Origin of the sequence: Vibrio sp. Vb1018 (assembly GCF_033338775.1) — a bacterium.
In the GTDB taxonomy this organism is placed as follows: domain Bacteria; phylum Pseudomonadota; class Gammaproteobacteria; order Enterobacterales; family Vibrionaceae; genus Vibrio; species Vibrio alginolyticus.
In genome coordinates this window covers 32,134-46,701 of the sequence record NZ_JAWOTI010000017.1, presented here as the reverse complement: position 1 = coordinate 46,701, position 14,568 = coordinate 32,134, and the positions used below count along the sequence as shown (strand labels likewise).

Below are 14,568 nucleotides of genomic sequence, written 5' to 3'. Positions count from 1 at the left end.
AAAGCAACTCGCCTCTAAGGTGCATTTCTTTGCGAAGGATCTTTCTGAAACGCTTGCGCTACAGAGGTTGGATCAAGCCTATCTCTTTGCAGTGACGCCCCTTCTGCCCACCAAATCAATTGATGCATCGTACGATTCATATAGTTGTCCCACTGCGTCTGCTCCGACTCATCCGTAGCAACGCCCTGTTCATCAAAGACTTCTTGCGCTTTCGGAATGTGGATCATCGCAGAGACAGGTAGACATCCAAGTTCAGATAAGAAAGTACGCATAGAAACAACAGCTCTAACACCACCCCATTGTCCGGCAGAATAGGTCACGATAGCACTCGGCTTGTAAGAAAACAGCGAACTGCCGAAATGGTTAAGCATGTTCGCCAAAGCAGGACTCATCGAATGGTTATATTCCGGGCTAACCATCACATACCCATCCGCATGTTTGATTTTGTCTGCCAGCTCACTTAGGTGCTGCGGAACTTTAGAGCGGTGATAAGCAAACTCGGGCTTAAACACATCGCCAAAGTCGTAATTCAAAGGGTCGATGATTTCGACCGTATGTTGCGAATGTTGACTCGCGATGAGTTTTTCACACGCTTTACTGACTCGCATTCCTAAACGGGCTGGTCGTGGTGGCGTGCTGTTTCTCACTGAGCCAAGAAAAATCAAAAAATGCATGCTTCTCTTTCTATCTCATTTAGTTAAGTTCGTTTCTCAATCATAAAGAGAGTTAAAACTTACCGGCAATAAAAAAGGTGAATGATTGCTCATTCACCTCTAGTTATTTGTGTTTTTGATACTGACTGTATTTTTGAAGCTTACTGCACGCGGCGCAGTACTTGTTTCAATGCGTCAAAGTCTGCGTCGAGCTCTTCCGATAGCAGCTCCATCGCAGCGTGCTTCGCTAGTGGCGCAGGAAGCTCGATATCGGATTCTAGAATATCATCCACGACTTCTTTGAACTTCGCAGGGTGAGCAGTACATAGGAACAGACCGGTTTCACCGTCTTGCAATTGTTCTTCAAGAACGCGGTAAGCAATCGCACCGTGCGGTTCGCATAGATAGCCTAGAGCATGTAAGTCTTTCACTGACTGTGCGCTTTGCTCATCAGATACTGCACCTTTACCTAGCGTCTCCAAGCCCCACTCTTTCACGCGGCACAGCTCTTCAATACGAGGCCAGTTGTTTGGTTGGCTCACGTCCATCGCGTTCGATGTTGTTGCGACTGTTGGTTTTGGCTCCCACTTACCTGTTTCTAGGTAGCGTGGCACAGTGTCATTGGCATTCGTTGCAGCGATGAAGCGCTTAATAGGTAGACCCAGTGCTTTTGCCAGTAGACCAGCAGTTAGGTTACCGAAGTTACCGCTTGGTACTGATACCACTAGGTTTTCACGCTCTTGCTTGCTCATTTGCGCAGCTGCTTCAAAGTAGTAACAGATTTGCGCCATCAAACGGCTGATGTTGATTGAGTTTGCAGAGTTCAGACCGATCTCTTCACGCAGTGCAGAATCATCAAAAGCTTGCTTAACCAGTGCCTGACACGCATCGAAGTCTCCATCGATCGCGACAGTATGGATGTTCTTACCAAGCGTACAGAATAGCTTCTCTTGCAGTGGGCTGATCTTACCTTTCGGGTAAAGAATCACAACGTTGATGTCTTCCATACCGTAGAAAGCATGCGCAACGGCTGCGCCAGTATCGCCGGAAGTTGCAGTCAGAATAGTGATCTTGCCGCCGTCCGAAACCGCAGCAAGAGATTGCGCCATAAAGCGACCACCAAAGTCTTTAAATGCAAGCGTTGGACCATGGAACAGTTCCAGAGCGTAAACACCGTCTTTGACCTGATTAATTGGCGCAGGGAATTGGAATGCAGCATCAACAAGAGCATTCACTTGCTCCTCTGTAAGTTCATCTCCAATTAACGCCGATAAAATCTTAGTGCTACGAGAGACAAAGTCTTCTGCAAGCAGCGCATCGATATCTTCAAATTTTGGTAATTCCGATGGGAAAAATAGACCTTGGTTACGGCCTAACCCTTGGCGAACGGCTTGGCCAAAGGAAACTTGTTCATCATTTTCTTTTATATTGTAAAGCTTCATAGCTCACTTCCTGTTACTTTCGAACCCTGCTTATCTAGACGACAAACGTGGACGAATCCTTCTTCGTTTTGTACGTAGTTTTGTTCTAACCAGCGAGCAACTCGCTCAGCGACATCTTTCTCTTTGCAAATACTGAACAGTGTCGGACCACTGCCAGAAATACCGGTTGCCAATGCACCCGCAGACGCTGCGTATTGACGTGCATTCGCAAAACCTGGAAGCAGTTTCTCACGATACGGTTCTGCGATCACGTCTTTGATCATTTTTGCAGCAAGTTCTGGCTGACCAGAATGACACGCATGAATAAAGCCCGCAAGGTGACGACCATGAGCAATGATATCTTGTCGGCGGTATTGAGATGGTAGGATCTCACGCGCTTCCGCCGTTGATACCTTGATACCCGGATACGCCATCACCCAGTACCAATCATCAAAACAAGGCACTTTTTGACTGATGATACCAAGCTCTTCAAGCATCAACTGGACACCACCAAGGTAACACGGCGCAACGTTGTCGTAGTGAATACCACCAGAGATCTTGCCTTCCATCTCTCCCATCAGCGCTAGTAATTCTGTCTCGTTAAGTGGCTGTCCATGGAATCGGTTCAATGCATCTAATGCAGCAACGATAGAACATGCACTTGAGCCTAAACCAGAGCCAATTGGCATGTTCTTTTCTAGCGTCATCTCAAGTGGTTTTAGCTCAACGCCTTTTTTGTCTAACTCACGAGCAAACACGAGCCAACAGTCATAGACGATGTTCTCTTTTGGTTCAGTTGGCAATTTCTCAACAAAATCACCCGCCGTTTTAAGGCTGAACGGGTCAGCCCCAGATTTCACCAATACACGGTCACCCAATAGTGTGCCATCCACTGGAGACACGGCAGCCCCCAGCACATCAAAGCCAACGCTTACATTACCAATTGATGCTGGGGCATAAACCACTACATCCATATCACTTGAACTCATTATTGTTATACCCCTAGTTTCCAACCTAAAGTACGCATCACGTCAGAAAATACACCCGCAGCCGTTACTTCGGTGCCTGCACCATAGCCACGTAACACTAGTGGGATTGGCTGATAGTAACGGCTGTAAAATGCCAGTGCGTTTTCACCGTCCTTGATTTTATACATTGGATCGTTTTCATCCACCGCAGCGATGCTTACTGTGCACTTGCCCTCATTAATCTCACCAACGTAGCGCAGTACTTTGCCTTCTTCCGCTGCCTTTGCAGATAATTCTTTAAAGTAGGCGTCTGCTTCAGGTAAACGCGCCATAAATTCATCAACGCTACCAGAATCATCAAAACCTGGTGGCAGTGCTTGATCAACCACAACGTCTTCTAGTTCTAGAGACATGCCTGCTTCACGAGCTAGGATCAGAAGCTTACGCGCGACATCCATACCAGAAAGGTCATCACGAGGATCCGGTTCAGTAAAACCATTTTCTTTTGCGATATTAGTTGCTTCACTTAGGCTCATACCTTCATCTAACTTACCGAAGATGTATGACAGAGAGCCAGAAAGAATACCGCTGAAGCGCTCTAGCTCATCACCCGCTGAGATTAGGTTTTGCAGGTTTTCGATTACCGGTAGACCCGCCCCCACAGTTGTTTCGTACATCAGCTTGCGACGAGAGCTGCGCGCAACATCGCGAAGCTGATGGTAGTAAGCCATGCTTGCTGTATTTGCTTTTTTATTTGGTGTAACGACATGGAAACCAGCAGCTAGGAAATCAGCGTATTGATTCGCAATATCTTCACTTGATGTACAGTCAACCAATACTGGGTTGATGATGTGGTTACGTTGAACCAAAGAAATCAAACGCGCTAGGCTGAACTCTTCTGTCGCTGCCGACATACGATCACGCCAATGATCGAGTGGCAGACCTTCACTATCAAGCAGAAGACCTTTGCTGTTTGCCAAGCCACACACGCGAATAACGATGCCTTTTTCCGCAAGCTTCGCCTGTTGACGCTCGATCTGATCCACCAGCTCACCACCAACGCCACCAATACCAACCACGAATACGTCTAAGAAGTGCTTAGAGTTGAATAGGTTTTCGTGACACGCTTTGATCGCTTCAGAGATTTTATCTTCAGGAATCACGGCTGAGATAGCACGCTCAGATGAGCCCTGTGCGATGGCTACAATGTTTACGTTCACTTCAGCAAGAGATGAGAAGAAGCGAGATGCAACACCGCGCGATGTACGCATGCCGTCACCAACCAACGTTATGATTGAAACATTATCAATAAACTCGACCGGCTCTAATAAGCTATCTTTCAGTTCCAACTCAAACGCATCGGCCAGTACTTGTTGCGCTTTTGCTTTATCTTCTGCCTCAATACAGAAGCTAATGCTGTACTCAGAAGAAGACTGAGTAATAAGAACAATAGACACACCAGCGGAAGACATTGCGCCAAATACGCGGCTTGCCATGCCAACCATACCCTTCATACCTGGGCCGGAGACGTTAACCATAGTTAGGTCGTTTAGCGTCGTGATACCTTTGATCGCCAGATTGTCTTCACCAGTGTCTTGCCCAATCAAAGTTCCTGCACCTTGTGGGTTAAAGCTGTTTTTGATCAGACATGGGATGTGGAACTGTGCGATTGGGGCGATGGTTTTCGGGTGCAGAACGGAAGCACCGAAGTAAGAAAGCTCCATCGCTTCTTGATAGCTAAGAGATTTAAGTAGGCGAGCATCTTCGACTAAGCGAGGGTCACAGTTGTACACACCATCTACGTCTGTCCAGATCTCACAGCAATCTGCGCGCAGACACGCCGCAAGAACCGCCGCCGAATAATCAGAGCCATTGCGACCAAGTGTTACCAATTCACCTTTCTCGTTACCTGCGGTAAAGCCAGGCATGATGTTCACATGACCTTGAGGAAGAGGATTCTGGCGGAAGTTCTGAGTCGAAACTTCAACATCGACCATGGCTTCAAGGTGATCACCTTTTGCGTATAGGTATTCAACTGGGTCGATAAGATGTGCAGGCTGGCCTTTGGCTTCTAACACCGCTTTCATCAATTGAATCGAAACGCGTTCGCCTTTGCTAATAATACGTGCATTAACATTGTTTGGGCACATGCCAAGAAGATTGATGCCATGAACGAATTGGCGTAATTGAGAGAGAGAAGTTTTCACTTGGTTATCGAAAGCTGAACCATCGATATTGGGTAGTACTGCTTGGACTTGAGTGAAGAGCGTTTTAAACGACTCCTCCAACTCTTTGATTTGTAGTTCTGCTTCACCATTGCGCAATGCGCCTTCAATGACCGCAACCAATTTGTTTGTTGTTTTACCAGGAGCGGAAAGAACAACCGCCACTTCTTCTTGTTGAGCGTTATTGGCAATAATGTCTGCCGCTCTCAAAAAGCGATCTGCATCAGCTAGTGATGATCCGCCAAACTTCAATACTCGCATCCCTTCCTCCGGTATATCTTCTTAAATTTGTCTAAATTCTGGATAAAAAAGCATAAAAAAAGGCCTGTATCTTGTTGGATACAGGCCTTTTTTGTGAATTTCTTTCGCTCAGCAGCCTGCCCCAACATGTGTCGTGTCGGTAATAATAATGGTCGTGGTCATTACTACTAGGCTGTTAGATGGCATAAATAAATATTCAACGTTAATTGTGTTTGCTTAACTCTACGTTTACCGAGTTTCTGATACATAGTCAACAAAAAATTGTTTGTTTTTCCATCTTTCAGAGAATTCTGCTAAGCAATGTCATTGATATTTATAGTTAATTACACATTATTGATCATTTAAAAATCTACAGTTAGTTTTTGTAAAGGACTTAACCATCATCACCAGTTCGGTTTTTTATCTAATAACTAGTCTGATCTTTGCCATAAAACGTACGATCAAATAATTCGAGAGGGTTGTGACACATAACAACAACTTAACTGTGACTTATGTTCATAGGATCGAATTATTTAGAAAATAGGTGAGCTAGCTTTCATATTCTATGCTTTAATAGTGAGAAGCTTTGGGCGCATACTAATAAAAAAGTTGACACAAGGAGTGGTGAACATGAAAAGAGGGCTTTTTCTGTTGCTGTTTTTTGTGCCTGGTGTTTGTCTAGCAAACGAGCTTCCGCCGCTTCCAGGTAAAATATCCCCTTCTCCTCATAAACTATTCATTTCCAGCGACAGTTATCAGTCTGACAGTTTTGATGTTTGGAATATCGATACGGGTTACGCTTACGAACTTTTTGATTCGGTAGACGTTTATGTCGGTGCGCGAGTCAATAACTCTCCTACCAAAAATCAAAGTGGTTTTTTGAGTGGGATCAGCTATCACTTTAATGATCGTGTCACGCTGAAAAGTACAGTTCGCTCTTACAAGAATGAAACAGCGGAAGGTATTCGCCAAGACGACAGTAGCCTCGCGGCTGAAGTATCAAGTCGCGTAAAAATTACCGATAAACTGGATCTTCACGCGACTCTTGATTACCAAGATTGGCAACAAGGCTTTGAGGTTGGTTTAGGCTTTCGTTTTTAGAAGTCCAGCTTTTGCTTAGAAATCAACACACCGTTCCAGTCCGCGTAAACGTAGTGCTTAGGTTGAACGATTTGGTTTTGCATCGTTAAGGTTACGTTTACCTCTCCTATCCCGCGTTTCTCTGTTTTAAACGGGTTAGTTCCAAGAGCTTGAACGCCAATGTCCATTTGAGATATTTGTGCTACGTCGCGTATTGCACCATAGACAATGATACCTTCCCACCCATTTTCTATTCCGAGTATCGCTAATTGATCGCCGAGTAATGCTCTCTGACACGATCCATGTCCGTCAACAATCAATACTTTACCCGTTCCATCTTCGCCCAGTACTTCACGCACTTTCGAGTTATCGTGATAGCAGCGCACCGTAACGATTTCACCGTAAAAAGCGCTACGTTGACCAAAGTTCTGCAATGGTAAAGTAAGCAAGCTCACTTGGTCTTCAAATTGGTCACAAATATCGGGTGTAATGTCTCTCATATTTCCTCCGTGAATTTTCTCACCCAAGCGGTGCTTCAGTGAGCAGTATCCTTTTCTATACCTTCTATACGAGCCGAGGTTTAATGGAGCCTAACGTATGAAAAACTTTCGGCTGCGAGCACGCAATAAGATAAAGTTGGTCATTAATGACGTAATAAATCGCGTTTTGTTGAAAGTCACTCGCCAATTCAACGGCTACCTCTGGCGACAACTCGACGGCAAAGCTTTCCTCATACCATGTAAAAGCGCTATCACCTACCGTGACAGGCGCGTAATTAACGTGCTGTAGCTGTTTTTCTAACGCGTGATTGTTTATGCTGTTCTCTTCTTTGGACCTCAAGTTACTGTATGGGTTCCAAGCGGTTATCACAGCATAGTTTGAAACACGCCACTCGGCTTCGAATCTGAAAAAAGATTCTGAATAAGCATTCCATAACGATGCGTCTATGTTCTTATTACTTTTTTCTATCATAAGTCTTAAACGATTAATAACAGTTACATTTCATCAATTGATATAAATCAACAAACTGAATGGAATTAACATTTGAGCATTGTTAGCATGCTGTTAACAATATAAAATCCGCTCAATATCTTAGGGTGTTTACGTTTCAGGCCCCACTGAAAGCAGGAAATGAAAGGTAAACAAGCCCTTTAGAATAAACGTCGCCATTGGATACTGGTGAGTTGGCAAAATTCCATGGAGGGCGGATAACTGAAAGAAGTGTTTTTTTGATCAACTTGATTTATTATCAAAATCACATTACCTGTATGTTATATTTTTGCCTAGAATTTATTCTATTAGCACAATTTTGTCACAAATTTAGGTACCGCCAATGCAAACCCCGCAGATTCTTATCGTTGAAGATGAGCAAGTAACTCGTAACACTCTTAAGAGTATTTTTGAAGCAGAGGGATACGCTGTTTTTGAAGCCAGTGACGGTGAAGAGATGCACCAAGTGTTGTCTGATAACTCAGTCAACTTGGTTATTATGGACATTAATCTTCCAGGCAAGAATGGCCTTCTACTAGCGCGTGAATTACGCGAGCAAGCGAACATTGCTTTAATGTTCCTGACAGGCCGTGACAATGAAGTAGACAAGATCCTAGGTCTTGAGATTGGTGCAGATGACTACATCACTAAACCATTCAACCCACGTGAACTAACTATTCGTGCACGTAACCTACTTAGTCGCTCAATGAGCTCTAACGCGGTGCAAGAAGAGAAGCGCTCGGTAGAAAAGTATGAATTCAACGGTTGGGTACTAGACATCAACAGCCGCTCTCTAGTAAGCCCTGCTGGTGATAGCTACAAGCTACCTCGCTCTGAGTTCCGCGCATTACTGCACTTCTGTGAGAACCCGGGTAAGATTCAAACTCGTGCAGATCTTCTTAAGAAGATGACTGGTCGTGAACTTAAGCCACACGACCGTACTGTAGACGTAACGATTCGTCGTATCCGTAAGCACTTTGAGTCTGTTTCAGGTACGCCAGAAATCATCGCCACTATCCACGGCGAAGGTTACCGCTTCTGTGGCGATCTAGAAGACTAGATTTAACCGCTAATATGCAAAGGGCTTGCTCATTGAGCAAGCCCTTTTTGTTTTAGGTCTAACGACTAATGCAACATCATTGCGGTTAATAAACCTTGTTAATCTTCACGTACTTTTCGACTAACCAACGCTGTTTACCCGCATCGTCTAGAAGCACTGCGATATCAACCGATTTTTCTGTGTTCACATCAATGTGAGACGAGAACGCCACCTCCCATCGGCTTTCACTGTGCGTTCGAGTATCTAAAGACGCACTGTCCACCAACCACTCTTTTTGCCCCTGTTTAATAATAAGAGCTTCTGCCGTTAGATTTGCAGGAAGTAACTGATCTCCTTCGAGGTAAAGTGCACCTTGAATACTTTGCTCTTCCACGTCCCCAATATTCGGCATGAGGTTCACCCATAAATTACTTTTGAGCTCAACATTAACCTCATTAATCGTAATCTGACTGTTTTGTTGCCAATTCACATTTGGAACGGAACTACAGCCTGCCATCAATGCCATGGCTAATGCCAATGGTGCGATTCTTTTCATGTTATTTCCTTTGTTCCAACCAACTTTTGAGGACTTGAATATCGTTTTGGTATTCATTTTTGATCTCTTCAACCCAGTCTGAAATGTTTTCCCACCATGCTGGCATATCGGGCGATTGCGCTTTTTGCGCCACACTTTGGATACGTTTCAGGCCAATTGAACCTGCAGCACCTTTGATTTTATGCGCTTCAGAAACAATCCCATCTTGATCTTTCGCTGTCATGTTCGAATCTAAGACATCGATATAGTCTGGCATCATATCTTCAAACATTTTTATGCTGTCGTAGACAGGTTTTGCACCAACAATGTCGACGTAAGACTCTAACATATCCATATCGAGCAAATGTGTCTCAATCACAGGAGAAGGCACTGGCTCTTCCACTGTTTCGGGACCGCTCACCACTTCCTTAGGTTGTTCTAACTGGTGAGCGAAGAATTTATCAATCACTGACTGAATAGCATTCACTGCCAGCGGCTTACTGATCGCATCATCCATGCCGTTATCTAAGTATTCACGACGATCTTTCATTACATTAGCAGTTAAGGCGACCAATGGAGGAAGATTGTTATAATGCTTGCGGTAATAATTGGCGACATCAAAGCCCGTCATATCAGGCAGTTGGATATCCAACAACGCTAAGTCGTATTTTTCTGGCACAAAGTTCACTAACGCTTCTTGGCCCGTCATTGCCACGGTGACAGAGTGCCCTAGGCTCTCTAGTAACGATTTAGCCACAGTTACGTTAAGCTCGATGTCTTCGACCATAAATATGTTGAGGCGCACATTGTCGCGTTTCGCATCAATGACTGGCTCAGCTAGTTCAACAATCGGAACGTGGATCGATACAGTAAAAGTGCTACCAAAGCCTTCCTCACTGGTAACCGTAATGTCACCATCCATCATATTGATCAGTTGCTTAGATACCGCCAAACCAATACCTGTACCGACCGCATGCAGGTTGTCCTTGCCTGATTTCACTTGGTAGTACATCGCAAAGATCTTATCTAGCTCTTCGTCTGGGATACCAATACCTGTGTCTTCCACTTCCATAATAATGGTCGCAAAATCGTCTTCGACATCCGCGCTCACTGTCATCACAACGCCACCTTCCTTGGTGAACTTCATTGCGTTGCTGACCAAGTTCCAAATCACCTGACGTAGACGGGTTGCATCCACTTCAATTGCTTTTGGCAAGTCGCTTAAACGTTCTAAGTCAAAGCGTAACCCTTTTTGTTCCGCCATCAGAGCTGAGATACTCTCAATCTCTGCGACGAAGTCTTCGAAGTTAAGTGGCGCAGGTAATAGTTCTAACTTACGGCGATCAAATTTATCCATATCGATAATATCGTTGAAGATGTTACCTAGAGTAATCGCACTCACATTGATGGTCTGCATGTGTTTACGCTGCTCTTCTGTCAACGGACTATCTAGAAGCATACGACTTAAGCCTACAATGCCATTCAGCGGCGTTCGCAGCTCATGACTGATGGTTGAGATGAAGGTAGTTTTGTCGCGGCTTGCTTTCTCTAACGACTCTTCATGGCGCTTACGTTCAGTGATATCACGACCGAACCCAACGAGACCAAGGTGGCGGCCATCTTTGCTGTAAAATGGCACTTTACGCAGCTCAAAGTAATGCTTGCGACCATCTGGGTATTCGAGCCATTGCTCGTAAGTAATTGCTTGATTATCGGCAAAAACCTTTTGGTCAGTATCAACGATATGCTCGGCGATTTCTTTGCTATACACATCCCAAGGGCTTAATCCGACTAACTGGTGCTCTTTCTTGCCCGTTAGCTCTTCCATCGCGCGGTTACAGCCAGAGAAAACACCATCCGCATTGCGGTAGTAAATTAAGTCTGGTGAGGCATCAATAAATGAACGCAGTAATGCGGTACGTTCTGCCAACTCTAATTGAGTACGTTCGCGTTGGAACACCTCATTTTCGAGGTCTTGCATCGCCTCTTCACGTGCTTCTTCCGCTTTAATACGCTCTTCAATTTCTTGGTTAAGCTTTTCAATGTTTTGTTGAAGTTGGTAATTCAGCTCTTGATCTCGCGAACGCATGTCCTTCAGTTTGGACACCAGCTTAGTTAAACGCTGGCGAGACTCTTCTAGTTGATCGACAACCACAGAGAGGAAGTAAACCGCCCAAGGGGTGATCAATAGACCAAAAAACACCGAACGGACAATGTCGATATCATCTACTCGCCCTTTGAGAGCTAAAGTAATCCCTACCTGCACCACAACAGCTAATGCCACCAGCGCAAGGGCTAGCAAAATAGAGAAGCGAACAATCCCCAGTTTGACTAGCAAGTCGACATAATACTGGGCGAGATTTTTCATGGGTTTCATTAACTACTCCATGGTGGTGGCTAGATAGCGCCATTCGATGATGAAAAACAGGTAAATGCACTCGACCTAACGCAATTTAGGTCTGTTTGATTAGTGAAAAACACACGGTGCGATCTGCTCTTGTGATACGAGATAAAAAGATAAACCAACGAGCGCACAGGCTTGTGTAAGTTTAACGTGTTTAATACGGTGATTTAAACAATCAGCTATCAACTTAGAGCAAGCGGTCACAAAGCGTTAGCAAGAACTGGGGTGAATACAAGTGCGATTACGTCCATCAGCTTTAGCTTGATATAACGCACTGTCAGCCATAGCGATGCCCATTTCGGGTTCATCACCATGCTGAGGAATGTAAGAGACCAGACCGATACTGACGGTAAGGCGTTCAGATGCTTCTGAACTGTCGTGTTCCATATCAAGCTGTAGAATTTTCTCATGAATACGCTGTGCTACGTTGCGCGCACCTTCCGTGGTGGTATTCGGCAAGATAAAACCAAACTCCTCGCCACCATAACGCGCAACACAATCCGAAGAACGATTGATGACTTGTGTAAACACGGTAGCAACACTGACTAACGCTTCATCACCTTGTTGGTGACCGTAACAGTCGTTGTAATCTTTGAAAAAGTCGATGTCACATAACATGATGGTGAGCGGCAGCTTTTCTCTAGCATGGTGGTACCACAATACCTGCAGTTGTTCATCGAAACGGCGTCGGTTCGATACTTGAGTTAAGCTATCCATAAAGCTCAATTTTTCTAACTCTAGGTTGGCTTTTTCCAACTTTTGTTCTGCAAGATAACGCTCAGAAATATCACGCGCCATGATCAGCACACCATTCGTTCCTGATGCTTTATCTTTAAAAGGCGATTTCACCACATCAAACCACGTACTTTTACCATCACTACTCACGACTTTATCTATGTATCGAACTGGCTCTAACTGGCGTAATGCTTCTAAGTCACTGTCTGCTAAGCGCGCGTACATCTCTTTAGGAATCACGTCTTGGAGGCGCTTACCTATCAAATCAGAAATTTTTGAAATTCCTAACGCCTTAACAAAAGGCTGATTACACGCTTGATAGACCATGTTCTCATTGAAAATACCAATAGAGTCCGGACTGGCATCCAGAATCGTTTGTAAGATAGTATCTCTTTGCGCTAGCGCCACCTCTGTATCTTTGCGACGCTCCATTTCATCTCGCAGATTCTGTTGCATCTTGTGCCATTCAGTCACGTCATGACTAATAGACAGCGTACCGATAAGCTCACCACTCGGCGAAACAAGAGAGTTTTGATTGACTTCCAGTAAGCAACTTCGACCTTGTGGATCCGTTGTCCATTTACGTTCGCTTTTTCTGGTCATCTCACCCAAGGTCTTGGATGCGCAAGCTTCTTCCCTTCGCCCTTGCCAGAATTGATCAAATGCTCGATTGGTCGTTAACAGATTGCCTTGGCGGTCTTGGGTACAAATCAGCTCTGAAAGTGAGTCTAATGCCGAACGTGCGATGATTAATTGGGCAAGTTCTTGTTGCTGATCTTGGTGAGTGGCTTGATATGGCTGAGCATAAAGAATCCAAACTCGATGATTGCGCAATAAACTCTTTCTGCCTGACAGCTCCACTTTAATAGATTCACTATCAGATAGTCGCCAGTCAAAAGCCTGCTGACGAAAATGACGACTAGAGAAGCGATCGAGAAACTGCTCAAGCTCATGAATATCGAATAAAGCAGGATACAAATACCCCGTTCCCAGAGAGCGAATGCCTAACAACTGCATCGCAGCCTGGTTAGATAGCAAGAGCTGAGCATGGCTAGTGTCCACCACTATGACTGGATAGGGAGAATCCGTTACTAGTTGCTTAAGTGATGTCTGAAAGTGCAAATAGATCAGTGCTAACGCGCACACGCCTGCGATTAACAACAAGACGACATAGCCATAACCGCCTTGACCACCCCAAAGCCAATTGAGTAACTGATCCATCGTTTAAACCTTCAAAGAACACTGGTTAAAATATATCAGTTATTTATTGAGCGATCTGCTATTAATTCCGGTTTAGTATAGATAAAGGTATTCCCCGTAAGACTCCCTTGAGCACCATGAGCACTGAGATCTCGACCAATTTCCGTCATCGCTAGCCAACGGTTTTCACACCACAGAGGCGATAATAACGTGGGCCTCCTGGCTGCTGATGAAACGCGATGATAAATCACATCTGGTGGTGTCATACGAATCATTTCACTGGCGATCGCAACATATTCTTCTAATTCAGGGGCTTCTAGCTTTCCAGCACGCCAAGCTTTCGCCATGGTGCTACCTTCGACAATATGCAAGCCATGTAACTTGATGCCATCCGTTCCCACGGCCAACACTTTTTGCAGCGTTTCAATATTTTCGGCGCGGGTTTCTTTGGGTAAACCCACAATTAAGTGAGTACAAACCTTGATTCCGAGTGTTCGAGCACGCTTAGTGATTTCGGCATAACATTCGAAATCATGACCGCGATTGATGCGCTTAAGGGTGTCGTTATTAGCGGTTTGAAGCCCTAACTCTAGCCAAATTTCATAACCTTGCTGTACATAGTCAGACAGCAAATCTAATACGGCATCAGGCACGCAATCTGGACGAGTCCCGACACACAATCCCACAATATCAGCCGCTTTTAGTGCTTCTTCATACATATTTTTCAGCACTTGCACTTCCGCATAAGTACTGGTGTAAGCCTGAAAATAAGCGAGATACTTCTTCGCTCGATGAATTTCGCCCGCACGATCTTTCAACTGATCGTGAATACTCTTTATCTGTACTTCTTCATCCGCAAACGAAGCCACATTACAAAAAGTACATCCTCCCCGACCAATCGTGCCATCTCGGTTAGGGCAACTAAATCCACCGTGCAACGTTAGTTTATGGACTTTTTCACCGTATCGACGCTGAAGATCTTGGCCGATTGTATTGACCAACTCATGTAACTGCATAAATTCTCACCAACAATGAACCGTAATCAATCTCACTACGATCTGTGTAAATAAATTACATC

The 14,568-nt window shown here is 44.7% G+C and carries 13 protein-coding genes and 1 other annotated feature; of the genes, 2 read left to right on the top strand and 11 right to left on the bottom strand.

What is annotated here, in order from left to right; genetic code table 11:
- Positions 1-14: 14 nt before the first annotated feature.
- The 5 genes from R7Z10_RS17010 to thrL form a co-directional block, all read right to left on the bottom strand.
- Positions 15-674 (bottom strand): NAD(P)H-dependent oxidoreductase, encoded by a 660-nt coding sequence (locus R7Z10_RS17010; RefSeq protein WP_318105362.1) that lies wholly within the window; start codon positions 672-674, stop codon positions 15-17.
- Between the two features lie 140 nt (positions 675-814).
- Positions 815-2,095 carry a threonine synthase gene (gene thrC / locus R7Z10_RS17005; protein WP_005381818.1) on the bottom strand — a complete coding sequence of 427 codons (1,281 nt, stop codon included), beginning with the start codon at positions 2,093-2,095 and terminating at the stop codon, positions 815-817.
- Positions 2,092-3,048 (bottom strand): homoserine kinase, encoded by a 957-nt coding sequence (gene thrB, locus R7Z10_RS17000; RefSeq protein ID WP_054728792.1) that lies wholly within the window; start codon positions 3,046-3,048, stop codon positions 2,092-2,094. Before thrB ends, thrC begins: the two co-directional genes overlap by 4 nt.
- Before the next feature lie 20 nt (positions 3,049-3,068).
- The gene (gene thrA, locus R7Z10_RS16995) at positions 3,069-5,528 is read right to left on the bottom strand and encodes a bifunctional aspartate kinase/homoserine dehydrogenase I (protein ID WP_017821509.1); all 2,460 of its coding nucleotides are present in this window, start codon (positions 5,526-5,528) and stop codon (positions 3,069-3,071) included.
- 53 nt (positions 5,529-5,581) lie between these two features.
- Positions 5,582-5,701, bottom strand: a sequence feature (Thr leader region).
- Positions 5,637-5,714 carry a thr operon leader peptide gene (gene thrL / locus R7Z10_RS16990; protein WP_074192076.1) on the bottom strand — a complete coding sequence of 26 codons (78 nt, stop codon included), beginning with the start codon at positions 5,712-5,714 and terminating at the stop codon, positions 5,637-5,639. Its footprint overlaps the feature before it by 65 nt.
- Before the next feature lie 423 nt (positions 5,715-6,137).
- On the opposite strand from thrL, the gene R7Z10_RS16985 reads away from it, so the two are divergent.
- The gene (locus R7Z10_RS16985) at positions 6,138-6,608 is read left to right on the top strand and encodes a hypothetical protein (protein WP_017821468.1); all 471 of its coding nucleotides are present in this window, start codon (positions 6,138-6,140) and stop codon (positions 6,606-6,608) included.
- Here the strand turns inward: R7Z10_RS16985 and R7Z10_RS16980 are convergent.
- Both R7Z10_RS16980 and R7Z10_RS16975 read right to left on the bottom strand, forming a co-directional pair.
- Positions 6,605-7,087, bottom strand: coding sequence for a putative 4-hydroxy-4-methyl-2-oxoglutarate aldolase (locus tag R7Z10_RS16980; protein WP_005381822.1), 483 nt, complete (start codon positions 7,085-7,087; stop codon positions 6,605-6,607). The two genes, R7Z10_RS16985 and R7Z10_RS16980, sit on opposite strands and share 4 nt — an antisense overlap.
- A 64-nt stretch (positions 7,088-7,151) precedes the next feature.
- Positions 7,152-7,559, bottom strand: coding sequence for a DUF3293 domain-containing protein (locus R7Z10_RS16975; protein ID WP_005381823.1), 408 nt, complete (start codon positions 7,557-7,559; stop codon positions 7,152-7,154).
- A gap of 361 nt (positions 7,560-7,920) precedes the next feature.
- Here R7Z10_RS16975 and arcA point away from each other — a divergent pair, with 361 nt between their 5' ends.
- Positions 7,921-8,637, top strand: coding sequence for a two-component system response regulator ArcA (arcA, locus tag R7Z10_RS16970; RefSeq protein ID WP_005381824.1), 717 nt, complete (start codon positions 7,921-7,923; stop codon positions 8,635-8,637).
- A gap of 85 nt (positions 8,638-8,722) precedes the next feature.
- On the opposite strand, the gene R7Z10_RS16965 is transcribed toward arcA, so the two are convergent.
- From R7Z10_RS16965 to R7Z10_RS16950, 4 genes are all read right to left on the bottom strand, one after another.
- A complete protein-coding gene (locus tag R7Z10_RS16965; protein WP_005381825.1) occupies positions 8,723-9,172 on the bottom strand; it encodes a hypothetical protein in 450 nt (149 codons plus the stop codon).
- A gap of 1 nt (position 9,173) precedes the next feature.
- Positions 9,174-11,528: an aerobic respiration two-component sensor histidine kinase ArcB gene (gene arcB, locus R7Z10_RS16960; protein WP_005381826.1), complete on the bottom strand. Its 2,355-nt coding sequence runs from the start codon at positions 11,526-11,528 to the stop codon at positions 9,174-9,176.
- A gap of 237 nt (positions 11,529-11,765) precedes the next feature.
- Positions 11,766-13,511: a diguanylate cyclase gene (locus R7Z10_RS16955; RefSeq protein ID WP_318105359.1), complete on the bottom strand. Its 1,746-nt coding sequence runs from the start codon at positions 13,509-13,511 to the stop codon at positions 11,766-11,768.
- Positions 13,512-13,546: 35 nt separating this feature from the next.
- Complete coding sequence (locus R7Z10_RS16950; RefSeq protein ID WP_213987298.1) at positions 13,547-14,506, bottom strand: TIGR01212 family radical SAM protein; 960 nt, start codon at positions 14,504-14,506, stop codon at positions 13,547-13,549.
- Positions 14,507-14,568: the final 62 nt, after the last annotated feature.

Coding starts and splice junctions, on each gene's coding strand:
- R7Z10_RS17010 (WP_318105362.1), bottom strand. CDS start 674: ATGCATTTTTTGATTTTTCTTGGCTCAGTGAGAAACAGCACGCCACCA.
- thrC (WP_005381818.1), bottom strand. CDS start 2,095: ATGAAGCTTTACAATATAAAAGAAAATGATGAACAAGTTTCCTTTGGC.
- thrB (WP_054728792.1), bottom strand. CDS start 3,048: ATGGATGTAGTGGTTTATGCCCCAGCATCAATTGGTAATGTAAGCGTT.
- thrA (WP_017821509.1), bottom strand. CDS start 5,528: ATGCGAGTATTGAAGTTTGGCGGATCATCACTAGCTGATGCAGATCGC.
- thrL (WP_074192076.1), bottom strand. CDS start 5,714: ATGCCATCTAACAGCCTAGTAGTAATGACCACGACCATTATTATTACC.
- R7Z10_RS16985 (WP_017821468.1), top strand. CDS start 6,138: ATGAAAAGAGGGCTTTTTCTGTTGCTGTTTTTTGTGCCTGGTGTTTGT.
- R7Z10_RS16980 (WP_005381822.1), bottom strand. CDS start 7,087: ATGAGAGACATTACACCCGATATTTGTGACCAATTTGAAGACCAAGTG.
- R7Z10_RS16975 (WP_005381823.1), bottom strand. CDS start 7,559: ATGATAGAAAAAAGTAATAAGAACATAGACGCATCGTTATGGAATGCT.
- arcA (WP_005381824.1), top strand. CDS start 7,921: ATGCAAACCCCGCAGATTCTTATCGTTGAAGATGAGCAAGTAACTCGT.
- R7Z10_RS16965 (WP_005381825.1), bottom strand. CDS start 9,172: ATGAAAAGAATCGCACCATTGGCATTAGCCATGGCATTGATGGCAGGC.
- arcB (WP_005381826.1), bottom strand. CDS start 11,528: ATGAAACCCATGAAAAATCTCGCCCAGTATTATGTCGACTTGCTAGTC.
- R7Z10_RS16955 (WP_318105359.1), bottom strand. CDS start 13,511: ATGGATCAGTTACTCAATTGGCTTTGGGGTGGTCAAGGCGGTTATGGC.
- R7Z10_RS16950 (WP_213987298.1), bottom strand. CDS start 14,506: ATGCAGTTACATGAGTTGGTCAATACAATCGGCCAAGATCTTCAGCGT.